Source organism: Streptomyces sp. NPDC001787, from assembly GCF_040297465.1.
Taxonomy (GTDB): domain Bacteria; phylum Actinomycetota; class Actinomycetes; order Streptomycetales; family Streptomycetaceae; genus Streptomyces.
Window position 1 is genome coordinate 47,730 of the sequence record NZ_JBEOZE010000027.1, and the last position, 26,106, is coordinate 73,835.

General features: G+C 71.7%; 21 protein-coding genes. 7 read left to right on the plus strand and 14 right to left on the minus strand.

What is annotated here, in order from left to right:
• The first annotated feature begins 6 nt into the window (after positions 1 to 6).
• Positions 7 to 1,206, plus strand: coding sequence for an MFS transporter (locus tag ABT170_RS30345; protein WP_351872642.1), 1,200 nt, complete (start codon positions 7 to 9; stop codon positions 1,204 to 1,206).
• Positions 1,207 to 1,402: 196 nt separating this feature from the next.
• Here ABT170_RS30345 and ABT170_RS30350 read toward each other — a convergent pair whose 3' ends face one another.
• The gene (locus ABT170_RS30350; protein ID WP_351872645.1) at positions 1,403 to 2,014 is read right to left on the minus strand and encodes a hypothetical protein; all 612 of its coding nucleotides are present in this window, start codon (positions 2,012 to 2,014) and stop codon (positions 1,403 to 1,405) included.
• A 429-nt stretch (positions 2,015 to 2,443) separates the two neighbouring features.
• On the opposite strand from ABT170_RS30350, the gene ABT170_RS30355 reads away from it, so the two are divergent.
• Complete coding sequence (locus ABT170_RS30355) at positions 2,444 to 3,358, plus strand: AurF N-oxygenase family protein (protein ID WP_329945202.1); 915 nt, start codon at positions 2,444 to 2,446, stop codon at positions 3,356 to 3,358.
• 34 nt (positions 3,359 to 3,392) lie between these two features.
• Positions 3,393 to 5,042 carry an FAD-dependent oxidoreductase gene (locus ABT170_RS30360; protein ID WP_351872649.1) on the plus strand — a complete coding sequence of 550 codons (1,650 nt, stop codon included), beginning with the start codon at positions 3,393 to 3,395 and terminating at the stop codon, positions 5,040 to 5,042.
• Between the two features lie 33 nt (positions 5,043 to 5,075).
• On the opposite strand, the gene ABT170_RS30365 is transcribed toward ABT170_RS30360, so the two are convergent.
• The 6 genes from ABT170_RS30365 to ABT170_RS30390 all read right to left on the minus strand — a co-directional run bounded on the left by ABT170_RS30365 (position 5,076) and on the right by ABT170_RS30390 (position 11,413).
• A complete protein-coding gene (locus ABT170_RS30365; RefSeq protein WP_351872652.1) occupies positions 5,076 to 6,392 on the minus strand; it encodes a putative hexosyltransferase in 1,317 nt (438 codons plus the stop codon).
• A gap of 77 nt (positions 6,393 to 6,469) precedes the next feature.
• Entirely contained in the window at positions 6,470 to 7,435 is a 966-nt protein-coding gene (locus ABT170_RS30370; protein ID WP_329945262.1) for an aldo/keto reductase, read from the minus strand.
• A 178-nt stretch (positions 7,436 to 7,613) separates the two neighbouring features.
• The gene (locus ABT170_RS30375; protein WP_329945199.1) at positions 7,614 to 8,417 is read right to left on the minus strand and encodes a class I SAM-dependent methyltransferase; all 804 of its coding nucleotides are present in this window, start codon (positions 8,415 to 8,417) and stop codon (positions 7,614 to 7,616) included.
• Between the two features lie 147 nt (positions 8,418 to 8,564).
• Positions 8,565 to 9,290 (minus strand): response regulator, encoded by a 726-nt coding sequence (locus ABT170_RS30380; RefSeq protein WP_351872654.1) that lies wholly within the window; start codon positions 9,288 to 9,290, stop codon positions 8,565 to 8,567.
• On the minus strand, positions 9,283 to 10,650 hold the full coding sequence (locus tag ABT170_RS30385; protein WP_329945197.1) for a sensor histidine kinase: 1,368 nt from the start codon (positions 10,648 to 10,650) through the stop codon (positions 9,283 to 9,285). The genes ABT170_RS30380 and ABT170_RS30385 overlap by 8 nt, the downstream gene beginning before the upstream one ends.
• Positions 10,651 to 10,852: 202 nt before the next feature.
• Positions 10,853 to 11,413 (minus strand): hypothetical protein, encoded by a 561-nt coding sequence (locus ABT170_RS30390; protein ID WP_329945196.1) that lies wholly within the window; start codon positions 11,411 to 11,413, stop codon positions 10,853 to 10,855.
• 298 nt (positions 11,414 to 11,711) lie between these two features.
• Here ABT170_RS30390 and ABT170_RS30395 point away from each other — a divergent pair, with 298 nt between their 5' ends.
• Complete coding sequence (locus ABT170_RS30395; protein ID WP_351872744.1) at positions 11,712 to 13,709, plus strand: APC family permease; 1,998 nt, start codon at positions 11,712 to 11,714, stop codon at positions 13,707 to 13,709.
• Positions 13,710 to 13,795: 86 nt separating this feature from the next.
• Here the strand turns inward: ABT170_RS30395 and ABT170_RS30400 are convergent, their stop codons facing one another.
• From ABT170_RS30400 to ABT170_RS30415, 4 genes are all read right to left on the minus strand, one after another.
• A complete protein-coding gene (locus tag ABT170_RS30400) occupies positions 13,796 to 14,464 on the minus strand; it encodes a class I SAM-dependent methyltransferase (protein ID WP_351872659.1) in 669 nt (222 codons plus the stop codon).
• 61 nt (positions 14,465 to 14,525) lie between these two features.
• A complete protein-coding gene (locus tag ABT170_RS30405; protein ID WP_351872662.1) occupies positions 14,526 to 15,242 on the minus strand; it encodes a response regulator transcription factor in 717 nt (238 codons plus the stop codon).
• Complete coding sequence (locus ABT170_RS30410; RefSeq protein ID WP_329945193.1) at positions 15,239 to 16,531, minus strand: sensor histidine kinase; 1,293 nt, start codon at positions 16,529 to 16,531, stop codon at positions 15,239 to 15,241. The genes ABT170_RS30405 and ABT170_RS30410 overlap by 4 nt, the downstream gene beginning before the upstream one ends.
• A 212-nt stretch (positions 16,532 to 16,743) precedes the next feature.
• On the minus strand, positions 16,744 to 19,014 hold the full coding sequence (locus ABT170_RS30415) for an MMPL family transporter (protein WP_351872665.1): 2,271 nt from the start codon (positions 19,012 to 19,014) through the stop codon (positions 16,744 to 16,746).
• A gap of 334 nt (positions 19,015 to 19,348) precedes the next feature.
• Between ABT170_RS30415 and ABT170_RS30420 the strand changes: the two genes are divergently transcribed.
• On the plus strand, positions 19,349 to 19,600 hold the full coding sequence (locus ABT170_RS30420; RefSeq protein ID WP_329945191.1) for a hypothetical protein: 252 nt from the start codon (positions 19,349 to 19,351) through the stop codon (positions 19,598 to 19,600).
• Between the two features lie 48 nt (positions 19,601 to 19,648).
• Here the strand turns inward: ABT170_RS30420 and ABT170_RS30425 are convergent, their stop codons facing one another.
• Together ABT170_RS30425 and ABT170_RS30430 are read right to left on the minus strand one after the other, a co-directional pair.
• Positions 19,649 to 21,295, minus strand: coding sequence for a fatty acid--CoA ligase (locus ABT170_RS30425; RefSeq protein ID WP_329945190.1), 1,647 nt, complete (start codon positions 21,293 to 21,295; stop codon positions 19,649 to 19,651).
• Positions 21,296 to 21,346: 51 nt separating this feature from the next.
• On the minus strand, positions 21,347 to 21,499 hold the full coding sequence (locus tag ABT170_RS30430) for a hypothetical protein (RefSeq protein ID WP_351872669.1): 153 nt from the start codon (positions 21,497 to 21,499) through the stop codon (positions 21,347 to 21,349).
• 211 nt (positions 21,500 to 21,710) lie between these two features.
• Here ABT170_RS30430 and ABT170_RS30435 point away from each other — a divergent pair, with 211 nt between their 5' ends.
• Positions 21,711 to 22,883: a PucR family transcriptional regulator gene (locus ABT170_RS30435; protein ID WP_329945188.1), complete on the plus strand. Its 1,173-nt coding sequence runs from the start codon at positions 21,711 to 21,713 to the stop codon at positions 22,881 to 22,883.
• Between the two features lie 25 nt (positions 22,884 to 22,908).
• Here the strand turns inward: ABT170_RS30435 and ABT170_RS30440 are convergent, their stop codons facing one another.
• A complete protein-coding gene (locus ABT170_RS30440) occupies positions 22,909 to 24,798 on the minus strand; it encodes an ABC transporter ATP-binding protein (protein ID WP_351872672.1) in 1,890 nt (629 codons plus the stop codon).
• A gap of 140 nt (positions 24,799 to 24,938) precedes the next feature.
• On the opposite strand from ABT170_RS30440, the gene ABT170_RS30445 reads away from it, so the two are divergent.
• The gene (locus tag ABT170_RS30445) at positions 24,939 to 26,075 is read left to right on the plus strand and encodes a DmpA family aminopeptidase (RefSeq protein ID WP_351872675.1); all 1,137 of its coding nucleotides are present in this window, start codon (positions 24,939 to 24,941) and stop codon (positions 26,073 to 26,075) included.
• Positions 26,076 to 26,106: the final 31 nt, after the last annotated feature.

Below are 26,106 nucleotides of genomic sequence, written 5' to 3' on the forward strand. Positions count from 1 at the left end.
CCGGGCATGACCTCGACCACTGATCTCCCCCTTGCCGAAGACCCCTTGTCCGGCGTCGCCCGATGGCCGCTGGGCGGGCTGCTGGTGCTGGCCGGCGCCGCGTTCGTGACCATCCTGACCGAGGCCCTGCCGGCCGGTGTGCTGCCCGTGCTGAGCACGGACCTGCATGTGACCGAGGCCCGTGCCGGGCTGCTCGTCACCGTCTACGCCCTGGCCGCGGCCCTCACCGCGATCCCGGTGACGGCCTGGACGCTGATCGTGCCGCGCCGCACCCTGCTGGTGGCGCTGCTCCTGGGCTTCGCCGCCACCAACGCCGTGACGGCGGTGTCCGCCGAATTCGCGCTCACGCTCGCCGCCCGTGTCGTCTCGGGGGTGTTCGCCGGACTGCTGTGGGCCATGGTCCCCGCATACGCGGCGCGCCTCGCCCCGGAACGCAGCGGCAAGGCGATCGCCACCGCGCTCGCCGGCATGACGGTCGGGCTCTCGCTCGGCATACCCGCCGGGACCGCGCTCGGCGGACTCATCGGCTGGCGATGGACGTTCGGACTTCTCACCGTGCTGGCCCTCGCCCTGGCCGCGGCGGCGCTCCGGCACCTTCCCCAGCTGTCCGGGGAGCGGGCACGGCGGGGCGGAGGGCTGCTGTCCACGATCAGAACCCCCGGAATCGCCGCGATCAACGCCGCCTCGATCGCGACAGTCCTCGGCTTCTACGTGCTCTACACCTACATCGCCCCCTTCGTGGAGCGGTCGCAACTCGGTGTCGGTACCGGCACCGTGCTCTTCGTCTTCGGCCTGGGTTCCATGGGCGGCGTCTGGTTCGCCGGTGTCACCGCCGACCGCCGGCCGCGCACCGCGACACTCGGCCTGCTGGCCCTGGCGACCCTGTGTCTGGTGGCCTTCGGTCTGTTCGGCGGCAGCGCGGTGGCCGTACTGCCCGGCGCCCTGCTCTGGGGCGCGACCCACGGCGGCATCCCCACGCTGATGCAGACCGCGGGCGTGCGGGCGGCCGTCCACGATCCCGACACCGCCAACTCCCTGTGGGTCACCGGCTGGAACATCGGCATGGCCGGTGGATCGCTGCTCGGGGGCGCGGTCCTCACCGGTGCCGGCACCTCGGCACTGCCGTGGGTGGCGGCGGCACTGCTCGCGGTGTCCGTCCTGACGGCCGCACTCGCTCGCCGGAACGGCTTTCCCCCGGCCGGCTGAGGGGCCGGACGACCGGCCGGGCCGGACGGGTCCCGGCTTCGGGCGGCCGGGGGAGCGGTTCTCCCGGAAGGGCGGCCGGACGCACCGGAGACCGGCGGGCCGGTGACGGCCGGCCGGGTCGCGGACGCGGTCCGTGAACTGCCCCGCGCCTCACGGGAGTCGCCCATGACGGCAGGGGAGAGGGTCCGGCCGGTGCTCATGTGCGGGCGGGGAAGGCCTGGTCGAGCGTGGGTACGGTGAGCAGTCCGGAGGTCAGTGCCTGCCGGACACCGTCCACCCGCAGATACCGCCCCTGCTGGATCACCGGCCGGACACTGCCGATCGTGCCCGCCTCGCTGAGGTGGAAGACGGTCCACGGCATCCGTGAGGCCTCCAGGGTCTGTCCGTCACGGACGATCCCGCGGGTCTTCACCGTCGTGCCGCGGGTGCCCGGGACCTCCTGATTGACCGTTTCCACCGCCGTGACGTCGAAGACCGTGCCCCGGCCTCCCGGGCGGTACGCCACCAGCAGCCGGGGGCGCGCGAGCCCGACGTTGCTGCTGCTGAGCGGGCACAAGTACGCGCTGTACGTGGCGAGTTCATCCATTGCCAGGCGGTTGGCCGGAACGATCACCGCATGGTCGTGCAGCGTGCGGAACCAGGCCACCGCGGGCTCCTCCACCCAGACGGACCTGCCGCGGTTGCGATGGGTCGCGTCCGCGAGGAGCCCGCGGGCCGCCATCAGCTCAAGGCTGCGCCCTCCGCGGCCCGCGATGGAAGCGAAGTCCGACCGTGTCAGGACCTCCGGCAATTTCTCGAAGTAGGACAAGTAAGCGCCCTTCCGTGGAGTGGGGTCGGGGAGCCGGATCGCTCCTCCTTCAGCACGATAGGGATCCCGGGGGCGGGCAGATGATGTTCCGCACCCTCGTCACCCTTTCCGGGGACGCTGCCGGGAGCGGTGCCGGCGTCTCCCGGCCCCCGCCCCCTCGGTGGAGGTCAACAGGCGGAAACCATGGGCTGGTTGGATCCCGTGCGGGCCGTTTCCGGTCCGGCGCGACTGTTGCCTACCGGGGGGTAGGCGAGCCGGGCCGCTTGTTATACCTTGTGTCTAACAAGAGGGTCGTGACGGGCCGGGCGTGCGCCCGCCCGACCCCCGTGCCCGGACGCCGGCGGGCAGTCGCCGGCCCGTACGCGAGCAGCGCGTGCGAGCGGGCGGCAGCGAAGAGGAACGCACGCACCCCAGCCAAGGAGCCGCGGCATGGCAGGCAGCACTGTTCGGCCGGTCACACAGAACGACGCCCAGGACGACGGGGTGTCCCGCAGGCTGCTCGACTCGGCAGCCGTGCTGGCGTACGACCCGGCCGTCGAGGTCGACTGGGACACTCCGCTGGACCTGGACTGCCACGGAGCGAGCCCGGAATGGAGCACGCTCTACGGCACCACCTACTGGGCGGAGCTGACCGAGGCTCAGCGCAAGGCGCTGACCAGGCAGGAAGCCGCTTCGGTGGCCAGCACGGGCATCTGGTTCGAGATGATCCTGCAGCAGATGGTGCTGCGCGACGTCTATACGAAGGACCCCGCCGGGGACGAGGTCCAGTGGGCGCTCACCGAGATCGCGGACGAGTGCCGGCACTCGATCATGTTCGCCAGGGGCGCCCAGAAGCTCGGGGCCCCCTCCTACCGGCCGTCCCGGCCGGTGATGGAACTCGGCAGGGCCTTCAAGACACTGGCGTTCGGCGAGGCGGCGTACGCCGCGATCCTCGTCGCCGAAGAGGTTCTCGACGTCATGCAGCGTGACTGGATGCGCGACGAACGGGTGGTGCCGTTCGTCCGCACGATCAACAACATCCATGTGGTCGAGGAATCGCGGCACATGAAGTTCGCCCGCGAGCAGACACGCAGACGGCTCAGGGGCGCGGGACGGATACGCCGCCAGATCAATGCCTTCGTGGTGGCGGTCGCCTCGTACTACATCGTCACCAGCATGGTGAACCGGAAGGTCTACGCGTACGCGGGGCTCGACGAGAAGCGCGCCCTGGCCGAGGCGAAGGCCAACGAGCACCACAAGTCCATGATGAGGTCGAGCTGTTCGGGCCTGATGGAGTTCCTGGCCTCGGCCGGCCTGCTCACCAGGCCCGCCCTCGCCTTCTACAAGCGCGCCCACCTGATCTGAGCCGAGCCGAGCGGAACCGAGTCGAGCCGACGCCATGACCTATGCCATCACCCAGACCTGCTGCAACGACGCCACCTGCGTATCCGTGTGCCCGGTCAACTGCATCCACCCGACCCCCGAGGAGCGGGCGTTCGGCAGCACGGAGATGCTGCACATCGACCCGAAGACCTGCATCGACTGCGGGGCCTGCGCCGACGCCTGCCCGGTCGACGCGATCCTCCCCGCAGACAGCCTGCCCCCCTCGCAGCAGGAGTACGTCGCGATCAACGCGGCGTACTACGAGGGCGCGGCTCCCGTACCGCCCCCGGACGGTCCCAACTTCCACGCCTGGGGCGAGCCGTCCTTCTCCCGGATCCTCCCCTCGGACTTCGCGCCGCTCAAGGTGGCCGTGGTCGGCACCGGACCGGCCGGCATGTACGCCGCGGAGGACCTGCTGCTGCACACGAACGCCGAGGTGACCCTGATCGACCGGCTCCCGGTGGCCGGCGGCCTGGTGCGGTACGGCGTGGCGCCCGATCACCCCGCGACCAAGAAGGCCGGCGACACCTTCGCGCGCTTCCACACACATCCGCGCGTACGGATGCACCTGGGAATCGACGTCGGCACCGACATCACCCCGGACGAACTCGCCGCGCACCACGACGCGGTCGTGTACGCCGTCGGGGCGCCGGCCGACCGCCGGCTCGCCGTCCCGGGCGAGGAGCTGCCCGGCAGCGTCCCGGCGCGCGCGTTCGTCGCCTGGTACAACGCCCACCCGGACGCGGCACAGGAGCCGGCCGACCTGTCGTGCGAACGCGCGGTCGTCGTCGGCAACGGCAACGTCGCCCTGGACGTGGCCAGGATCCTGCTCTCCGACCCCGAGGCCCTCGCCCGTACCGACATCGCCGATCACGCCCTGCGGGCACTGCGCGGGAGCAAGGTGCGCGAGGTGGTGCTGCTCGGCCGCCGGGGCCCCGAGGACGCCGCCTTCACCCGTTCCGAGCTGCTGGCGCTGCGCCATGTGCCGGGCGTCGAGCTGATCGTCGACGACCACGATCCCCGGATCGCCGGGGCCGTCGCCGCGGCCGGACCGAACGACAGGGCCGCGGTGCTGCGGGGCGTGGCGACCGGCCGGCCGGACCTGGACGGGCCGCCCGCACCGGGCCGCCGCATCGTGCTGCGCTTCCATTCGACGCCCGTCGGGATCGTGGGCGGGGAACGCGTCGAAGCCGTACGGGTGGAGAGCGCGGCGGGGGAGCGCACCATTCGTACGGGTCTGCTGATGCGCGCGATCGGCTACCGCGGGGTGCCGGTCGCCGGGCTGCCGTTCGACGAGAGCGCCGGAGTCGTGCCGAACGAGGGCGGCCGGGTGACGGGACGGCCGGGGAGCTACGTCGTGGGCTGGATCAAACGCGGACCCACCGGCGGCATCGGCGCCAACCGGACCTGCGCCGCGGAGACCGTCTCCGCCCTGCTGGCGGACGCGGTGGCCGGTGCCCTGCCCGCGCCGACCCGTACGACGAGGGCCTTCGAGCGGCTGGTCCGGCGCCGCAACGCACGTGTCGTCGACGCCCGGGGGCTGGCCGCCATCGAACGGGCCGAGGTCTCGCGCGGCCACCGCGACGGCCGGCCGCGCGTCAAGCTCGCGACGGTGGAGGAACTCGTCTCGACGGCGAGAGGGCGCTTCGGCGGGCTGCCGCGCTGAGCGCGGTGCCCGTGGACGCGCCGGGGCCGGTCGTCACGGAGGGCCGGAGCCGTTCAGCCAGAACGCTCCGTACACGGAACTGACGACAGCCATCGCGGCAGGCACCGCCCAGGCCAGGGCCGGGCGGGCACGTGCCATCCGGATGGCCAGGGTCAGCAGAAGGGGAAAGGCGGGTATGAGGAGACGTGGTTTCGATCCGAAGTATCCGGAAGCCCCCACCGCCATCACGGTGATGATCGCGGAATAGACGATCAGTGCGATCGGCTGCCGTTGCTGCCACGCGATCCAGTGCGGCCATGCGCAGAGGAGAACGAGGGCGGTCAGAATGCCCGCCGCGAATACTCCGGAATCCAGGACGGGTGCGGCAAGGAATTTCGCGAAGGCGATACCGCCGTCGAATCCGTTCCCCCATTCCGCCTGCACGTCCAGATAACCGAAGAGCTTCTGCCGCCGATGGCCGACCCACAGAATGAAACCGACGGCGCCGAGCGGGGAAACAAGACCGCTCGCGACGATACGGATCCGCTTGTTCCTGCTGAGCCCGGATCCTCCGGTCACGAGCACCACTGCCGCGGACACGACGATGGCCGCACTGATCGCCACCCCGACCGGCCGGGTCAGCCCGGCGAGAACCGCGAGCAGGCCCGCCGTCATCCACCGGTCGCGCAGCAGGGCGAGGAGAGCCCAGACCGCCAGCGCGACGAAGAGCGACTCGCTGTACGCCATCGACTGGACGATCGCGACCGGAAGGGTGCCCCACAGACAGGCCAGGATCACTCCGGCCCGCGCGCTGTGCACCTGCTCGCCGAGCCGGAACAGCCCCAGAGCGGCGACGAGCGAGGAAACCGCGCTGATCGCGAGACCGATATCGCCCGTACTCCAGGAGGTGATGCGGGCTCCCCCTTCCTCCAGCCAGGGGAGGAGGGGGAAGAAGGCCATGCTGGAGAGGTTTCGCCCATCGGGAGCCTGGAGCGAAAACGCATAGCCGCTCTCGGCGATACGTGTGTACCAGAGCGAATCCCAGCGCCCGCTCAGCAGCGTATGGGCGCTCTTCCCCCGGGAAGCGGACCAGATCATCAGGACGACGAGACCGAGAATCTTGGCCGCGGCGAAAAGAATCACCGCGGAAGCGGCGTTGTCGAGGCGCCCCTTTCCGTACGCTTCCGGGGGCCGGCCGGGTTTCGATGTGTCGAGCGATGGTGCGTGGATTGCCAACCCCCGTGTCATGACGGACTCTTTGGATCTTTGACTCTTCTGCGGGAAACTTATTCCGTTGCGTTCCGGGTACACGTTACTCAACGCGAGGGAAGCGGCGGGCGGCAGCTCCCTCTCGGTGAGGGGCCCGTCCATCCGTCCGGTACGCCGACGGCCCCACCGCGCTGTCTGCGGTGGGGCCGTCGGTCTGCCGGGCTGCGGGTGTGCGCGGATCAGCTGTAGAAGTTCCGCTCCCAGCGGTGCCTGGCCAGGACGGCGAGCTGATCGGCGGAGAGCGGGCGTCCGTCGCTCAGGGCCGTGTTGCGCTCGACATTGCGAAGAGTCCGCATCCCGGGGATGACGGTGGAGACCGCCGGCGAACTCAGGACGAACCGCAGCGCGTTCTCCGCGATCTCGTCGGGGGCGATCCCGAGGTCGGCGACGATCGCGGCGACCCGCTTCTCGACCTGTGCCGGGCGGTCGTCACGGAAGTAGCGGTTGCGCCAGTCGCCTTCGGGGAACGTGGTGCCGGCCGTGATCCGGCCGGTGAGACCGCCCTCGTCCAGTGCCACCCGTACGATGACGCCGACGCCGTGCTCCTCGCAGGCCGGAAGCAGTTCGTCGGCGGGGCTCTGGTCGAAGATGTTGTAGATGACCTGCACGCTGTCCACGCTGCCGCTGCGGACGAGTTCGAGCGTGCTGTCGGGCCGGTGGTCGTTCACCGAGACGCCGAAGAGGCCGATCTTCCCCTCCTGCTTGAGCTCGGCGATGGTCTCCAGCCAGTCGCCGCGGCCGACCCAGTCGTCGTTCCAGACGTGGAACTGAAGCACGTCGAAGTGGTCCAGGCCGGTCGCGAGCAGGCTGGTCTCCAGGCTCTCGCGGATGTGTGCGCCGGGGAACGTCTCCGAGGGGTCCAGGCCGTCCGGCGCCGGCCACATCCCGTTCTTCGGCGGAACCTTGGTCGCGACACGCACCTGGTCACCGGTCCGCTCGCGGACGACCCGGCCGACGATCCGCTCGCTCTCGCCATAGCCGCGGGCGGTGTCGATGAAGTTCACACCGAGGTCGATGGCGCGGTGCAGGGCGCGTACGGACTCGTCCTCCGAGGCGCCCACCCAGCCCGACTCACCGATGCCCCACGCGCCGTACCCGATCTCGGACACGGACAGACCGCTGCTTCCCAGCTCGCGGTAGCGCACAATCATCCTCCACGTCATGGTTCCCGCCCCGGCGGAGCCGAGGCGCCCGCCGGGAATCACGTTGACGATAGGCGACCGGGAAGACGGGGTCAGGTGGGTTTCAAGCCCTTGGGGCAACGGCCTGAAAACCACCTGACCTCGGGTTTCGATCTGTGCTCCAAGCGCCGGGGGGCGGTCTTCAGCCGTTCTCGGTGCCTCGGTCGGGTGCGTACACCCGGATCTTCGACTGGCCGTGCGGCCGTTCTTCCCAGTCGTCCATGAACCGGGCTTCGAGACCGTGCTCGGCGGCGAGGGCGATCAGTGTCCCGGTGCGGTAGTAGAAGTCCTCCCGCAGTACCGCGTGCTCGACGCCGTCGGTGCGGTCGAAGGTGAAGTCGAAGAAGCCCCCGGGAGCGAGGATCCGTTCGACGTGCGCCAGGCACTCGGCGATGACCTCGATCGGCGAGTGCGAGAACACGCTGTGCGCGTGCACCACGTCGAAATGGCCCTGGGGAAGGAAGTCGAGGGTCAGATCATGGGTGATCGTGAGATGAGGGAGCTTGTCCTGCAGGTGGTACGTGCTGACCGTTCGCTTGGCGGAGATGAGGATGTCCGGCGAGATGTCGATTCCGTAGTAGTTCCCGGAATCGAGATAGTCGATGAAGCGCCAGCCGGCGCGCAGGTTGCCGCAGCCGATGTCGAGCATCCGGTGGCCCGGCTTCAGCCCGTGCTCCGTCAGATAGTCGAACTGCATCGCGCCGAGTGCCAGCCAGCGCTCGTGCGTCCGGCTTCCGACGGCCGCCTCGGGGTTGCGGCCGGTGTCCGACGCCATCACCGCGCGGTAGTAGGCGACGTGGTCCCGGTGCTTGGCGCTGAGCCAGGTGTCGCGCACGGAACGGCGTACATAGGGAGCGATGCGCCCGGGGTTGCGCAGGGCGTAGGACACGCGGTGGGACAGGGCGGAACGGTTGGCGGACAGGGACGCTGGCGTCTTCTTCGGCATGGTGCGACCTTCGTCAGGTGAAATGGGCATGCGGGGGTAGGGAGTCGGCGCCGTGAGGCTTCAGGGGAGGAGGGAAAGGGACGGCGGAGGGGCTGGGGGGAGAAGGGGGCGGTGCGAGGGGAGTGCGCGGCGCGTCGGCCGGGCGGTTCAGTCCCTGCCGCCGATGACCACCACTCCGTGTTCGTAGGCGTAGATGGCCGCCTGGGTGCGGTCGCGCAGGCCCAGCTTCACGAGCACCTTGCTGACATGGGTCTTGACGGTGGACTCGGTGACGAAGAGATGGTCGCCGATCTCGGTGTTGGACAGGCCCTGGGCGATCAGTGCCAGCACGGCCGTCTCGCGTTCGGTCAGCTCGGGAATGCCGGACCTCGCCGGGGGCAGCGGTCCCGCGCCGCCTCCGTTTCCGGTACCGATCCCGCCTCCGGCCCCGGTTCCGGCGAGGCGGGTGAACTCGGTGATCAGCCGCCGGGTGGAGGAGGGGGACAGCAGGGAGTCACCCGCGGCCACCACCCGTACTCCTTCCGCCAGCTGCCGCGCCGAGGCGTCCTTGAGCAGGAAGCCGCTCGCCCCGGCGCACAGCGCCTGATAGACGTACTCGTCCAGGTCGTAGGTCGTGAGGATGAGGACCTTGGTGTCCGAGGTGCTCGCGACGATCTGCGCGGTCGCCTCCAGGCCGTCCATCTCCGGCATCCGTACGTCCATCAGCACGACGTCCGGGCGCAGCTCGGCGACCCTGGCGAGGGCTTCGACGCCGTCCGCCGCGGTACCGGCGATCTCGATGCCGGGCTGGGACGCCAGGAGCACGGCGAAACCCTCGCGCACCATCTCCTGGTCGTCAGCGATCAGGACTCTCACGGGGGACGGCTCAGCCATGGTCGGCGTCCTCTTCGCCGGCCTGCGTCACATCGGGCAGGAACGCGGTGACATCGAATCCGCCTTCGGCGGTCGGCCGCGTCGTCAGCCGCCCCCGGAGCATGGTGATCCGCTCGCGCATCCCGATGAGACCGTGGCCGGCGCCCGGCGAGGCCTGTGCCGGACGCTGCGCGGGACCGTTGACCACCCGCAGTCCGAGACCGGTCGTCACATAGGAGAGTTCGACGGTCACCGCCGCGCCGGGCGCGTGCCGCAGGACATTGCTGAGCGCTTCCTGCACGATCCGGTAGGCGGACAGTTCCACCCCCGGTGCCAGTACGCGCACCTTGCCGGTCACCGTCTTCGTCACCTCCGCCCCCGAGGCGCGCACCCCGGCGATCACCGGGCCGAGCCGGGCGAGGGTGGGCTGCGGAGCCCGGTTCCCGGGACCCGTCCCGGGCTCCGTGTCCGCCCGGATGACGCCCAGGATCCGGCGCATCTCGGCGAGTGCGAGCACGGCGTTCTCCCGGAGGGTGGCGAAGGTCTCCGTCAGCTCGGGAGGGGGGTTCTTCACCCGGTACTGGGCCGCCTCCGCCTGAATCGCGACCACCGACATGTGATGGGCGACGACATCGTGGAGCTCCCGGGCGATGGCGGTGCGTTCCTCCAGCCCGGCACGCCGGTCGCGCTCGTCCCGCGCGGCCGACGTCTGCTCGGCCGCGCGCCTTCCGGCCCGCTGCCAGCCGCCCATCAGTACGGCGAGGACTCCGGCGAGAGCGAGGGCGAGAACCTGGAACGACAGGGGTGTACCGATGCCGAGAACTCCACCGCCCCCGACCACGAATGCCCCGGTGATCAGCCACATCCAGACGGCGGCCCATGACCCCAGCCGCAGCGAGGCCACCACGAGCACCACCGGGCACGTGAGAAGCAGGAGTGACAGCCCCATGCCCCCGAGGTTCGCCAGGTCGACCGACCCGACGACGATCGCGAGCATCGTCAGCCACCAGGCCCCCACCGGCATCACCAGCGTCAGCAACACAGGTGCGCCGGTCAGCAGGAGGACGGGGAACCCGTGGGCGAAGCCCGAGATCCGGAACGCGGCCACCACCGCCAGCAGGGCGAGCACGGCGACCGCGAGGTGCGGTGCCCAGCGGGCGGCGTCGCGCAGTCCGGCCGGCAGTACCGAGCGGGCGCGGACCAGCGCGGGCGAATCGCTCAGCGGGGGGAGGGGACGGACGGTGAACGCGTGACGGAAGAGGTCGTCGCGCAGCGCGGCGAAGGCCGGGGAACGGCCGCCGCCCGCGGCGCTCTTCGTACCGCTGGGTGTGCCGCGCACCATGGCCGCCGTCCGGGGTGGTTCGAGGAGATCGGGTTTCACAGGAACGACGCTAAGAGAAGCCGCTCGTCGCGGCATCAGTCGCAGGTCCCGTTCGCCGATCTCATACTCACGACCTACGCGGGCGGCACCCGGCCGGCAGGCCGTTCCCCGGCTCCCCGGCTCACCGGCTCACCGGCCCGGTCGGCCGCGGGGAGGCCCCGGGGAGGCCACGGTCGGCCCGGGGTGCTCCGGGCCGAGGCCGCTATTCGTCGAACATCGAGATCCTGAAGATCGTGCGGGCGGTGGCCCCGTCGATGTGCCGCGACAACTCCGAGAGCGCCGACTCCCCGTACCGCAGATACCCGTGCGCCTGCGACGAACGGGCCGCCGTGTCCACCAGGTGCCAGAGCGCGGGGTTCGCGGCCAGCACCCGCGGGTCCAGCTCGGTCAGGCCCCCGTCGGCATCGCGGATGACGAGCCGGCGGACGACGCCACCGGACCAGCGGGCCGAGACGAGCAGGTCGGTCCGCACCCGCTGCCTGCGCAACGGACCGCGCGACTCCAGCCAGCCGTGTCCCGCGGTCACCCGGGGAGGCAGCAGGATCACGAACAGCAGCAGTGCCAGCCCGGACCAGAGGGCCACGCGTGGCGCGGTCAGTCCGCCGTCGCCCCCGTCGACGGTGAGCAGCAGTCCCAGGAAGAGCACCGCACAGCCGCACGCCGCCCGGAACTCACCCGGCCAGTGGCTGTCGTGGACCGTGCCGGGTACCGCAGGATCGTCATCGGGCGGCCGGATGTGCCGGGATGCGGGGCGTTGTCGCATGAGGCGACACTAGGAACGCTTCGCCGGGATCCGGAACGGTCTGATGCGCCTTTGACGCCGCGGTCGCCTGTCTTGACGGATATCTGACACCGCCGGCGCCCCGGCCCTGTCGCCCAGGCTGTCCACGGGGCGGGCCGTGCGGTTCCCAAGGGGCTCCCGTACCGAGCGCGTGGACAGACTCCTCGCGCGAATTGCTCTGAATGCGCCACTTCTGTGCAGGTTCCTCCCCGGCGCGCCCTACGTTGGCACTGTGCTCAACGTGCCGGAACTCCTCAAGCGCCTGGTGGTCGGCCGGGCGATGCGCAGCGAGGCACTGGGCGGGACGCTGCTCACCAAACGGCTGGCCCTGCCGATCTTCGCCTCCGACCCGCTGTCCTCGGTGGCGTACGCGACCCAGGAGATCCTGCTGGTCCTGACCCTCGGCGGTCTGGCGTACCTCCACTTCACGCCGTGGATCGCTGCCGCCGTCGTGGGCCTGATGACGGTGGTGGTCCTCTCCTACCGTCAGGTCGTGCACGCCTATCCGAGCGGCGGCGGCTCGTACGAGGTGGCCTCGACGAACCTGGGGCCGTCGGCGGGCCTGGTGGTGGCCGCCTCGCTGATGGTCGATTACGTCATGACGGTGGCCGTGTCCGTGGCCTCGGGCGTGGACAACATCATCTCGGCCGTGCCCCGGCTGGCCGAATACCGGGTGCCGATGGCGCTGGTCTTCGTCGCTCTGCTGAGCGCGATGAACCTGCGCGGAGTGCGGGAGTCCGGCCGCGCGTTCGCCGCCCCCACCTATCTGTTCATCGGCGGTGTGCTGATCATGGTCGCCACCGGGCTGTTCCGCTACGCGCTGGGCGACGCGCCGGTGTCGGAGAGCGCGGCGTACGGCGTCACACCCCGGCCGGGGGACGCCGATCTCATGGGCCTGGCCCTGGTGATGCTGGTCCTGCGGGCGTTCTCCAGCGGTTGTACGGCCCTGACGGGCGTGGAGGCGATCTCCAACGGCGTCCCCGCCTTTCGCCGTCCCAAGCCGAGGAACGCCGCGACCACCCTGGCCGCCATGGGCGTCATCGCGGTCACCATGTTCGTCGGTGTGACCGCGCTCGCGCTGATCACCGACGTCCACATCACCGACGACGCCTGCCGGCTCACCGGCCTCGATGGCGACTGCGCGGACCACACCCAGCGCACGGTCATCGCCCAGGTGGCCTCCGCCGTGTTCGGCAGCGACAGCGTCGGCTTCTACTTCATCCAGGCGGCCACCGCGCTGGTCCTGATCCTGGCCGCGAACACCGCGTACAACGGCTTCCCGTTGCTCACCTCGATCCTCGCCCAGCACCGCTACCTGCCGCGGCAACTGCACAACCGCGGCGACCGGCTCGCCTTCTCCAACGGCATCCTGGCGCTGGCCCTCGCCGCCGGTCTGCTGCTGTGGGGCTTCGGGGCCAATGTGACCAGCCTGATCCACCTCTACATCCTCGGCGTCTTCACCTCCTTCACGCTCTCCCAGTCGGGCATGGTCCGGCACTGGAACCGTGAACTGCGCACCGAGACCGGCGAGGCCGTGCGGCGCGGTCACCGGATCGCCCGTGTCATCAACGCCACCGGCGCGGTCGTCACGGGGCTGGTCCTGGTCATCGTGCTGGCCACCAAGTTCACCCAGGGCGCGTGGCTGGCCGTGCTCGCCGCGATCCTGCTGTGGCTGATGATGCGGGCCGTACGCCGTCACTACGACAGCGTCGCCGCCGAACTGGCCGTCACCGACGCGCACAGCGAACTCGCCCCTCCCTCCAGGGTGTTCGCGATCGTGCTCGTCTCCACCGTGCACAAGCCGACGATGCGGGCCCTGGCCTACGCCCGCGCCTTCCGTCCGGACCGGCTGGAGGCGCTGACCGTGGCGGTCGACCCGGAGGGGGTGGCCGAGGTCCGGAGCAAGTGGCAGGAGTACGACATCCAGGTGCCTCTCAAGGTCCTCGACTCCCCGTACCGCGAGATCACCCGGCCGGTGGTGGCGTACGTCCGCTCGATCCGGCGCGCCGGGCCGCGCGACGTCGTGGCGGTCTTCATCCCCGAGTACGTCGTCGGACGCTGGTGGGAGAACGCGCTGCACAACCAGACGGCACTGTGGCTGAAGAGCCGTCTGCTCTTCACCCCCGGGGTGATGGTCATCAGCGTGCCCTGGCAGCTGCACTCCTCCCGCCATGCCGACCGTCCGGCGGGCCGTGCCCCGGGCGCGGTCCGCCGCGGCGAACCCGCCCCGCCGGACCCGTCCGGCGGGGAGCCGGTGCGCCACGACGGCCCGGCCTGACCCCGCCTGCTCCTGACCCGGCCCGACCCCGCCTCCTGCCGGTGCTCCGGTGTCCGCCTCCGTTCCGCGCCCCGCCGGGCCCGGGGTCAGAGCCGCCGGCAGTGCAGGAACAGGTGCGGCTCGGGTTCCCCCTCCGGATGGTCGGGTGTGAACAGACTGCTCTGCTGCCACTCGATCGCGAACCCGGCTTCCTTCACCAGCGCGGTGAACTCCTCCGCGCCGAAACTGGTCACCCGCACCGGCTGCCCCATGAACACGACGCCCACGTCCTCCACGTCCAGCGGCACCGTCGCCACGACCAGCCGCCCGCCGGGCTTCAGCGACCGGCGGAACCTGTGCAGCAGCCGGGACTGGTCACCGCGCGGCATCTGGAGCAGCGAGAAATACGCACAGACCGCGTCGAACCCCGCGCCCGACTCCCCGCCCGCGCCCGCCTCCGCATCGGCTCCGTCCAGCGGCAGCGTACGGATGTCGGCGCACCGGAAGACCGCGTTCGGTACCTGCCGGGCCGCGATCTTGGTCATGACCGGTGAGACATCGACGCCCAGCACCCGGTGTCCCGCATCCGCCAGCGTCTGCGCGGTCGGCCGCCCCGTACCGCTTCCCACGTCCAGGACCCTGCTGCCGGGCGCGAGCTGTTCCCCCAGCCGGCGCAGCGAGTCGTGGTGGGCCGGTGAGGCGGCGAAGGCCCGCTCGTACGCGGCTCCCAGCGCGTCGAACGCGGCTGCGGCCGAGAGTTCGTGACCTTCACCCATGAAGACGATCCTTACGTCGGTCCGGCATTCCCCGGGATCGTCGCACCGATCGCTCCGGCCTTCAACGTCCTCCGGGGAACGGGCCGTTCCCACCGGGAGGCGGCTGCCGGCGCGGTGCGACACGGACGAGCCCCGTCCGGTAGGCGACGACCACCAGCTGGGCCCGGTCCCGCGCGTGCAGCTTGGACATCGCCCGGTGGACATGGGTCCGCACGGTCAGCGGGCTCAGATGCATGAGCTCGGCGATCTCCGTGTTCGACAGGCCCTCGGCCGCCTGAGCCATCACCTGGCGCTCGCGTGCCGTCAGCACGGCGAGGGCGTCCGGCGAGGAGATCCCGGCCGGCTCGGGGCGCGCGAGGTAACGGCCGATGAGCGCCCGGGTCGCGGCGGGGGAGAGGAGGGAGTCCCCGGCATCCACCGTGCGGATGGCGGTCAGGAGCGCCTCGGGGCCGACGTCCTTGCCGAGGAAGCCGCTGGCGCCCGCGCGCAGCGCCTGCGCCACGTACTCGTCGATCTCGAACGTCGTGAGAATGAGGACCCTCGTCGATCCGAGGGAGTCGTCGGCGCAGATCTCGGCCGTCGCCGCCAGGCCGTCGACACCCGGCATCCGGATGTCCATGACGATCACATCGGGGTGTGTCTCGCGCGCCTTGTCCACCGCCTCCCGGCCGTCGGCGGCGATGCCGACGACCTCCATGTCGTCGCAGGAGTCGATCAGCAGCCGGAAGGTGCCCGCCAGCAGTGCCTGGTCATCGGCCAGCAGTACGCGGATGGTCATGGGGCCGTACCCTCGCTCTCCTCGCCGCGACGCGCGTCGCTGCCCGCGCCGGCACTCGTGCCGGAATCCGCACGGCCGTCCGCAGCCGTGCTCCCGGTGGCCTGCCCGGTCCGCAGGGGCAGCTCCGTGGTCACCTCGAACCCGCCCTCCGCCCGGCGTCCGGCAAGCAACAGGCCGCCCACCGAAGCGGCCCGCTCCCGCATGCCGATCAGACCGTACCCCGGCTCCGACGCCGCCCCCGGCGTGCGCGGTGGCCGGCCCCTGTCGGTGACGGAGAGGGCCAACCGGTCGTGGGTGTAGGTGAGACGCACCGTCGCCGCCGACGTACCGGCGTGCTTGGAGACATTGGTCAGGGCTTCCTGGACGATCCGGTACGCCGTCAGGTCCACGCCCGGCGACAGGGGCCGCTCCTCCCCCTCCGTGACCACGGACACCACCAGACCGGACCGTCCGAACGAGTCGACCAGCGACGGGAGCCGGCCGAGCCCCGGAGCGGGGTCCAGCGGCGCCTCGGCGTCACCGCTCTGCCGCAGCAGCCCGACGGTCGCCTTGAGCTCGCGCAGCGCGGAGGAGGTGGTTTCCGCGAGGTGGTCCATGACCTGCTGGGCCCGCCCGGGGTCGGCGCGCATCAGATACGAGGCGGTGCCCGCCTGGGCGTTGGCGAGGGCGATGTGGTGCGCGACGACATCGTGGAGGTCGCGTGCGATCCGGATCCGCTCCTCGCCGACCCTCCGCCGCGCCTCGTCCTCCCGGGTCCGCTCGGCGAGCTCGGCCCGTGCCTCGACGGCCGCGACGTAGTCGCGTCTCGTCCGCACGGCGTCGCCCACCGCACCCGGCAGCAGGGCCCAGGCGATCAGCCCGATCTGATCGACGACGAAGACCGTTCCGGGCCCGAAGGCCATGGTGAGCGGCAGCAGGACGAGGATGGCAGCCAGCGTGAAGGTCCGGGACGTGCGGCGGTCGGTGCGGACGGCGAGCGAGTACAGGGCCACGACGACCGGGCCCGAGGTGAACACGGTCAGGGCGAATCCCAGCGACGCCAGTGCCGCGCTGCACAGCGCGGTCACGACCGTGACGGTACGCGGGTGGCTGCGGTGCCACATCAGCGCGGCGCTGGAGACCGCGCCGAGAAGGACGACGGGCACATACGGCGAGCCGCCGGAGCCGGTCCTCTGCCCGGCCCCGTCGAACGAGCCGACCAGGAACGTCAGGCCGAACAGGGCCAGCGCGAGTGCGGCGTCGGCCGTCCGGGGATGCCGGAGGGCCGGCTGCCGCCAGTCGGTGATCATGTGCGTTCCTTCAGTCGGTTCCGGACCATGGTCGGCCATGAACGGGGCAGTTCCCAAAGGCCACGGCCGCAGGCCGCGCGGCGCAGGCGGGGCGGTCGTGAGGCGCGGGCCGTGGTCCTTGGGCCCGTGGCCCGTGGCCCGTGGAGCACGGACCATGGGCCGCCCGCGTCGCGCGGGCGGCCCAGCGGACAGCTGTCGCCGTACCGGGGAGGTCAGACCCGGGTGGGCTCGGGCTCCGTACTGCTCCCCGGTCCGGGGGCGGCCGTCCGCCGGCGGCTGAGCCCCTCACCCTCGATGTCCACGTTCGGCAGGATTCTCCCGAGCCGTCGCGGCAGCCACCACGCCCGGTCGCCGAGCAGGGCGAGGACCGCCGGGACGATGGTCATCCGGACGACGAACGCGTCGAAGAAGACGGCGGAGGCGAGACCGAGCCCCATCATCTTGACCATCGAGTCGCTCATCCCGATGAACCCGGCGAAGACGGCGATCATGATCACCGCGGCGGCCACGACGACCCGTGCGCTGTGCCGGAAACCCGTCACGATCGCCTGCCCCGGGCGCTCCCCGTGGACGTACGCCTCCCGCATCCGGGTGACGAGGAAGACCTCGTAGTCCATGGCCAGGCCGAAGACGACCCCGATCAGGAAGATCGGCATCAGGCTCGACACCGGGCCGGTCTCCTGGATGCCCAGCGTCCCGGCGAGCCAGCCCCACTGGAAGACCGCGACGATGACTCCGAACGAAGCCCCCACGGACAGCAGGAAGCCGACCGCGGCCTTCACCGGCACCAGGAGCGAGCGGAAGACGACCATCAGCAGCAGCACGGCCAGACCCACGACGACCGCCAGATACGGCACGAGCGCGTCGGTGACCTTCTGCGACACATCGATGTTCACCGCGGTCGTGCCGGTGACGAGCAGGGTGGCGCCCGTGCCGGACTCCGGACCGGCCGCCTCGTCGCGGATCGTGCCGACGAGCTCCTTGGTCCCGGTGGAGCTGGGGCCGGTGCCGGGCGTGGCGGTGATCACGGCGGTGTCGCCGGCCTCGTTGAACGCCGCGGGGGAGACCGAGACGATCCCCTCGGTCGCGGCGAGGTCCTCGGCGGCCTTCGCGGCAGCTGCCTTCGGGTCGTCGGAGCCCTTCGCGTCGACGACGACGGTGAGCGGTCCGTTGAAGCCGGGGCCGAAGCCGTCGGCCAGCGCGTCATAGGCACGGCGCTCGGTGGTCGAGGTGGACTTCGTCTCGTCGCCCGGCATGCCGAGCCGCAGATCGAATGCCGGTACGGCGATCACACCGAGGCCCAGGACGGCGAGGACGAGAACGCCGAGGGGACGCCGGATGACCATGCGCGCCCAGAGCGTTCCCATGGCGGCCTTCTCCCGGGCGGGGTCCTGAGCACCGGACTTCGTCCGGCGCGCCCCGCGTGCGCCGCCCACCGGGCGCGCGGAGGCCGCCGAGCCCGGCTCGCGCGAGGCGCGCGGCAGCACCGCCCGCTGGGCGAAACCGAGCAGGGCCGGCAGCAGGGTCAGGGCGATCACGACGGAGATCACCACGGTCCCGGCGGCGGCCACACCCATCTTGGTCAGGACGGGGATGCCGACGACGGACAGTCCCATGAGCGCGATCACGACGGTGAGACCGGCGAAGACGACGGCGGAACCCGCGGTCCCGTTGGCGCGTGCCGCGGCCTCCTCGGCCGTGTGACCCTCCGCCCGCTCCGACCGGAAGCGGGAGACGATGAACACGGCGTAGTCGATGCCGACGGCGAGGCCCAGCATCATGGCGAGCGTGGCCGTCGTCGGCGAGAACCCGAAGGCGCTGCCCAGCGCGGTGATCGCGGCGATGCCCAGCCCGACGCCGATCAGCGCGGTGAGCAGCGGCAGCCCGGCCGCCGCCAGCGACCCGAAGGTGATCAGAAGGACGACCGCTGCGACGGCGACGCCGATGATCTCGGTCGCCCCCATCTCGGCTTCGGGCGTCAGCGCGGAACCGCCCATCTCCACGGTGAGCCCGGCCTCGCGGCCCGACTCCGCCGCGTCCGTGAGCGCTTCCCTGGTGGTGTCCGTGAGGTCGCTGGTCTTCGCCTTGTAGCTGACGGTGGCGTACGCCGTCGTGCCGTCCTTGCTCACCGCTCCGGTGTCGAAGGGGCTGAGAGCGGCGGCTACCTGCGAGCCGCCGCCCACCTCTTCGACGACGTGCTCGACGGCCGCCCTGTTCGCGCTCGCGGTGATCTTCTGGCCGTCCGGGACGACGAACACGATCCGGGCCTCGGCCCCGTCTGAGTTCACACCGGGGAAGCGCTGGTCCAGCAGGTCGAAGGCCTTCTGCGACTCCGTACCGGGAATCGAGACGCCGTCGTCCGCCGCCGCGGGCGCCTTGACCGCCGCGAACGTGCCGGCGGCGAGCAGCGCCAGCCAGATCAGGACGACGAGCCGTCGTCTCCGGAAGGACAGCCGGCCTAGCCGATGGAGGAAGGTAGCCACGAAGGAAGCGCTCCAGTCTGGATCGTGCGACGGGACGGTGCGGGGACACCCGCGGCCGGGCGACCGCCACGCGACAAGGCGGGACGGAACCGGATCCGGGGGAGTACCGCAATCCTTCGTGAAAGGGGGCGCCGCGTCGTCGTGCGCACGCAGGCAGTCCCCGCTACTGCCATCGCCGTACCTGTGGACCGGCGCGGACCGGGCGAAAGGCGTGCACGCGGCGTCCGGCGGGTGCGGGTCCCGGTGCGGCGGCGCCCCGGCCTGAGTACCCGCCGGGGCGGGACTGAGTATCCTGCCCGATCCACCGGGGCCCGGAAGCTGTTGGGATGAGGGCATGAACAACGACTCCGGGTCGCTGCGGCACCCCCGCATCCAGCACGTCACGACCGCCGGATCCGCCCTGGCGGTGACGCTGCTGCCGCTCGTGATCGGAGTCCTGCTGGCCAGGACGATGGCGGCGGACCCCATGACGTCGGTCAACGCGCTGGTCACCAACGGCGGGCATCGTGCCCGTGTGTCGCCGAATCAGTGGCGCACCTGCGGCCGGCACGCGCTGCGGCGGTGGAGGACCGCCGAGCGCGTCTAGAGGCGCTCCCGCCGGGGATTGCGGGAGCGCCTCCGGCGTGCGCCGGGGTCAGACCCCTGCCGAGTGCGACAGCCGTTCGACGGGGAGTTCACCCTCCGCGTACCGGCGGCGCAGCTCCTTCTTGTCGAACTTGCCGACGCTGGTCTTCGGGATCTCCGGCAGGGACGTCCAGCGTTCCGGGAGCTGCCAGCGGGCGACGCACGCACCGAGGTGGGCGTGCAGACCGGTGTAGTCGCCCGGATCGCCCGGGTCCGCGGCCCAGACCACCACGGCGAGCGGGCGCTCGTCCCAGCGGTCGTCCGGGACGCCGATCACCGCCGCCTCCCGGACCGCCGGGTGGGCCATCAGATGGTTCTCCAGCTCGACCGAGGAGATCCACTCACCGCCCGACTTGATGACGTCCTTCGCCCGGTCCGTCAGGCGCAGATAGCCGTCGGACGTGAGCGTGCCCAGGTCCCCGGTGCGCAGCCAGCCGTCGTTGAACTTGTCGGCCGGCGCCCCGACGAGGTGGTAGGAGCCGGTGACCCAGGGACCGCGGACCTCGACCTCCCCCACCGTCGCACCGTCGTCCGGCAGAACGGTGCCGTCCTCGCCGGTGAGGCGCAGCTCGACCCCCGCGGGGGGACGGCCCGCCGTGGAGCGGTAGAGCATCGCGCCCTCCGGGGAACGCACATGGTGCGGGGCCCTCGCGACCGTACCGAGCGGTGAGGTCTCGGTCATGCCCCAGGCGGCGACGACCCGTACCCCGTGCCGCTCCTCGAAGCCGGTCATCAGCGAGGGCGGGCAGGCCGCGCCGCCGACCAGGACCTCGCGCAGGGAGGAGACATCCCCGCCGTGCGTGTCGAGGTGGGCCAGGAGCGCGGCCCAGACGGTCGGGACCGCGCCCGCGGTGTGCGGCTTCTCGGTGGCGATGAACTCGGCCAGGGGCTCGGGCTGGAGATACGGACCGGGAAGGAGGAGGGAGGCGCCGGCCATGAAGGCGGCGTACGGCATTCCCCAGGCCATGGCGTGGAACATCGGCACGACCGCCAGAGCGCGTCGCGTGTCGTCCAGACAGAGGGTCTCCGGCATGCACACCTGCATGGAGTGCAGATAGACCGAACGGTGCGAGTAGACGACTCCCTTGGGGTCGCCGGTGGTTCCGGAGGTGTAGCACATCGCCGCGGCCGTGTCCTCGTCGATGTCCGGCCACTCGAAGCCGTCGGGTGCCCCGGCGAGCAGTTCCTCGTAGCCGTGGACCCGCACACCGGGGAGGTCCGGCAGCGGTCCGCCGCCCACGACGACGACGTGTTCGAGATCGGGAAGTCCGGGCAGCAGCGGGGCGATCAGCGGCACCAGGCTCGCGTCCGCGAGGACGACACGGTCCTCGGCGTGACGGGCGATGTGACTCAGCTGATCGGCGGGCAGCCGCAGATTGAGGGTGTGGAGCACCGCGCCCATGGACGGGACGGCGAGATACGCCTCCAGGTGCTCCTGGTTGTTCCACATCAGGGTGGCCACCCGCTGGTCGCCGGTGATGCCGAGGCCGCGCAGTGCCGCGGCCAGTTTCGTCGCACGGCGGGCGACCTCGGCATAGGTGGCGCGCCGGGCCGCCCCACCCGTCCAGGTGACCGCCTCGCTGCGGCCGTGCACAGCGGCGCCGTGGCGCAGCAGGGTGGTCACGGTCAGGGGATGACGCTGCATGGTGCTGAGCACAGGGGTCTCCTGGTGAACGGGAAGAGCGGCTTCGGGGCGGATGGTGCGGTGCTACGGGAGGACGCGGCAGCCCGTCCTGTTGGCGTTCGCCGGATCGAGGACGTCCATCACCTCGCGCAGCACCTCGGAGTCGATCCGCGTCGTGGCGTGCTGGGCCGGGTCGTACCAGCACATGTCCTGGGTGCGGACGTTGCGGACGCGCATATGACAGCACCGCGGCGCCGCGACCGCGAGGGCCGGCGCGCGGATCGGTTGCCGGGTACCAAGCAGGCGGGTGCCGTGTTGTGCGCCGTGCACAGTGGCGCGAGGCAATTGCGGTCGGGGGTCTCCCTTTTCGGGCCGGGTCGTGCCACCCTCACCGCCCATGGAGTCGATGGCGTTGTCACCCCGCACATCCGGTGCACCGCCCGTCGGCGTGCCTCTGCTCATCGAGGAGGTACGGGACGAGCTGCGGAGCCGGTTCGAGCCGGCGGCAGACCGGCTGGCCGCGCAGATCCTCGCCGAGGACCCCGCGTACGCCAGGCTGATCGGCCGGAAGGAGCTGGGCGACCGGATCCACCGCAACCTGTGCCAGGCGCTGAGCGGCATCGCCCAGGCGGCGCGGGAACAGCCGGTGGACCTCCATGACGCGATGAGCACCGGGAGCCGCCGCGTCGAACAGGGGCTGCCGCTCGCCTCCCTGCTGCAGAGCTACCGCCGGGGCGGCAGGCTGCTCTGGGAAACGATGTACGAGGTGGTCGCCGAGCGCTTCCCCGCCGCTCTGCCCACCCTGCTGCCCGCCGCCGCCGTCGTCTGGGACGTCATGGAACAGATCACCGACGCGGTCGCCGAGTCCTATCGGCAGGCCGAGGCGGCCCGCGCGGCGCGCGACCAGGAGCGGCGCCACTCACTGCTGGACGCCCTGCTGGACGGCTCGGGGGTGGCCGCCGGACTGGCCTCCGAGGCCGCCGCCCGGCTGGGGCTCCCCGAGCGCGGCCGGTACGCCGTCATCGTCCTGCGCACGGCCCCCGGCGCGCTGCCGCCCTCGTCCGACCCCGGCGCCGAGGAGCTGTCCGGTCCGCGCATCCTCTGGCGGATCAGGGCGGACGGCGAGACCGGTCTGGTGCCCCTGGGGAGCGGCAGCCCGGAGGACCTCCGCGAGCTGCTGGCCGGGTACGACGTACGGGCCGGGGTCAGCCCGGTCGTGGGTTCCCTGGCCGACCTCGGGCGGGCGCGCTGGCTGGCCGAACTGGCCCTGCGGACCTGGCGGCCCGGCGCGGCGTCGGCCGTACTGCTCGACGAGCGCCTGCCCGAGGCCCTGGTCGCGGCCCAGTCGGACCTGGCCGGACGGCTGCGTACGGTGGTGCTGGGACGGGTGCTCGCGCTGCCGGCCGAGGAGTGCGGCACCCTGCTGACCACGCTCGGCGTCTGGCTGCGGGCCGGGGGCTCCTCGGCCGTCGCGGCCGAGCGTCTGTACTGCCACCGCAACACGGTCTCCAACCGGCTGCGCCGTCTGGAGCAGCTCACCGGACGGACCCTCACCGACCCCGCCGGTGCGGTCGAGCTGTCACTCGCCCTGGCGGCCGTGGAGCAGTTCGGCGCGCGCTGAGCCTCAGGTCCGCCCGGCCGGGGAGTCAGCCGACGGGGTGTTCCTCGGCGGTGGCCGGGCGCTCGAACTGGGTGCGGTGCAGTTCCTCGTACCGGCCGTGGGCGGCCAGCAGTTCGGCGTGCGTGCCGCGTTCCACGACCCGGCCCTCCTCGATGACCAGGATCAGATCGGCGGCCCGCACGGTCGACAGCCGGTGGGCGATCACCACGGCTGTCCGGCCCGCCAGCGCTTCGGCCAGTGCCTCCTGAACCGCCGCCTCCGAGGTGGAGTCGAGATGCGCGGTCGCCTCGTCGAGGATGACCACCCGCTGCCGGGCCAGCAGCAGCCGGGCGATGGTCAGCCGCTGCCGTTCGCCGCCCGAGAGCCGGTACCCGCGCTCGCCCACCACCGTGTCCAGGCCTTCGGGCAGGGAGGCCACGAGCCCGTCGAGCCGTGACCTGCGCAGCGCGTCCCAGATGTCGTCCTCGGTGGCCCCGGGGCGGGCGAGCAGCAGATTGGCGCGTACGGACTCGTGGAAGAGATGCCCGTCCTGGGTGACCATGCCGAGCGTCTCCCGGATCGAGTCGGTGCTCAGATCGCGTACGTCGACGCCGTTCAGCCGTACGGAACCGGAGTCCGCGTCGTACAGCCGGGGCAGCAGCTGGGCGATGGTGGACTTGCCCGCCCCCGAGGAGCCGACCAGGGCGATCATCCGGCCGGGTTCGGCGCGGAAGGAGACGTCGTGCAGGACCTCGGTGCCGCCGCGGTTGTCGAGCGTCGTGACCTCTTCGAGGGAGGCGAGGGAGACCTTGTCGGCGGAGGGGTAGCCGAAGGAGACCCCGTCGAACTCCACCGAGACCGGCCCTTCCGGCACCCGGCGGGCGTCCGGCTTCTCCTCGATCAGGGGCTTGAGGTCCAGGATCTCGAAGACCCGCTCGAAGCTCACCAGCGCGCTCATCACCTCGACCCGGGCACCGGCCAGCGCGGTCAGCGGGGCGTACAGCCGCGTCAGCAGCAGGGCGAGGGCCACGACGGCGCCCGGTTCCAGGCTGCCGCGCAGGGCGTAGAAGCCGCCGAGCCCGTAGACCAGGGCGAGGGCCAGCGCGGAGACCAGGGTGAGGGCGGTGATGAACGTGGACTGCGCCACGGCCGTACGGATACCGATGTCCCGCACCCGGCCGGCCCGTGCGGCGAATTCCGCCGACTCGTCGGCGGGGCGCCCGAACAGCTTGATGAGGGTCGCTCCGGGTGCGGAGAACCGCTCGGTCATCCGGGTGCCCATGGTGGCGTTGTGACCGGCGGCCTCGCGCTGAAGTGCCGCCATCCTGGCCCCCATCCGGCGGGCGGGCACGACGAACACCGGCAGCAGGACCAGGGCGAGAAGCGTGATCTGCCAGGAGATGCTGAGCATCACGACGAGGGTCAGCAGCAGCGTGACGACGTTGGAGACGACGCCGGAGAGCGTGTTGCTGAAGGCGCGCTGGGCGCCGATCACGTCATTGTTGAGCCGGCTGACGAGCGCACCGGTCCGGGTCCTGGTGAAGAAGGCGACCGGCATCCTCTGCACGTGGTCGAAGACCGCGGTACGCAGATCGAGGATCAGACCCTCGCCGAGCGTGGCCGACAGCCATCGGGTGAGCAGGCCGAGTCCGGCCTCGGCCACCGCGATGGCGGCGATCAGCAGCGCGAGCTGGGTGACCCTTCCGGTGTCCCGGCCCTCCACGATCGCGTCGACCACCTGCCCCGCGAGCACCGGTGTGGCCACCGCGAGCAGCGCTGTCACCACGCTGAGCAGCAGGAAGCGGTTCAGCCTGCCGCGGTGCGGCCGGGCGAAGGCCATGATGCGGCCCAGGGTGGCCCGGGAGAAGGGCCGCCGGTCCTGCTGGGCGGTCATCGCGCTGTGCATCGATGTCCATGCCGTGACTTCCATGTCCATGGGGCGCTCCGGAATCTGGTGGCCGATGTGCGGATCCCGCCGACCGTACGGCCTCGGGTACGGACAGCACGCTAGGACCTCAGGCAAGGTTGAGGTCAACCGGGCGCGCGGCGGCGGGCCGTACCGTACCCTCTGGGCGCATGACGATGGAACACCGCGTGAGGGTACGTGAGTTGGGTGTCGAGCTGACCGGCGAGCCGGGACCGTGGAACGCGATCACCGATGTGCCGGGCGTCGAGGTCGGCTATGTGACCCTGGTCGAGGGCGACGGCGTACGGACCGGAGTGACCGCGATTCTGCCGCGCGGCCGGGGCGGGGTGGGCGTGCCCTGCTCGGCCGGGTGGCACTCCTTCAACGGCAACGGCGAGATGACCGGCACCGCGTGGATCGAGGAGAGCGGCTCGCTCGCCGTGCCGGTGGTCATCACCAACACGTACGCGGTCGGACCGGCGCACCGCGGGGTCATCGAGTGGGTGCGCGCCAACTGCCGCGGCATGGCGCCGGAATGGCTGCTTCCCGTGGTCACCGAGACCTGGGACGGGCACCTCAACGACATCCACGGCGCGGCCGTGGGACCCGGCCACGCGGCGGCGGCGATCGACGCGGCGGTGACGGGACCGGTCGAGGAGGGCTGTGTCGGCGGCGGCACGGGGATGCGCTGCTACGGCTTCAAGGGCGGCTCGGGCACGGCGTCCCGGGTGGTGGAGTACGGCGCGGACCGCTACACGGTCGGCGCGTTCGTCCAGGCGAACTTCGGCGCCCGGCGGGAACTGGTGATGGCAGGGGTACCGGTGGGACGCGAACTGACCGACCCCGCCGGCGAAGCGGCGGACGCCGCCGCTTCGGTGGGGGACGGGGAGCGCCCGGTGCCGCCCGGGGCGGGCTCGGTGATCGTCGTGGTGGCGACCGACGCCCCGCTGCTGCCGGGCCAGTGCAAGGCCCTGGCCCGGCGGGTGCCACTGGGGCTGGCCCGTACGGGAACCACCGGCAGCCACTTCTCCGGAGACATCTTCCTGGCCTTCTCCACGGCCAACCGGGGAGCGCTGACCAGTACGTTCCCCGAGGCGGACGGGCCCGCGGGCGCGCCGTACGAGTCCCTGCGGTTCGTGCCGTGGGGGCGGATGGACCCCTTCTACGAGGCGGTCGTCGAGTCGGTCGAGGAGGCGGTGCTCAACGTGCTCACCGGCGCCCGCGCGATGACCGGCCGCAACGGCCACCATGTGCCCGCGCTCCCGCTGGACCGGGTCGGCGCGCTGCTGGCGGCACGGGCACGCTGAGCGAGGGGCGAAGGGGCGAAGGGGCGAAGGG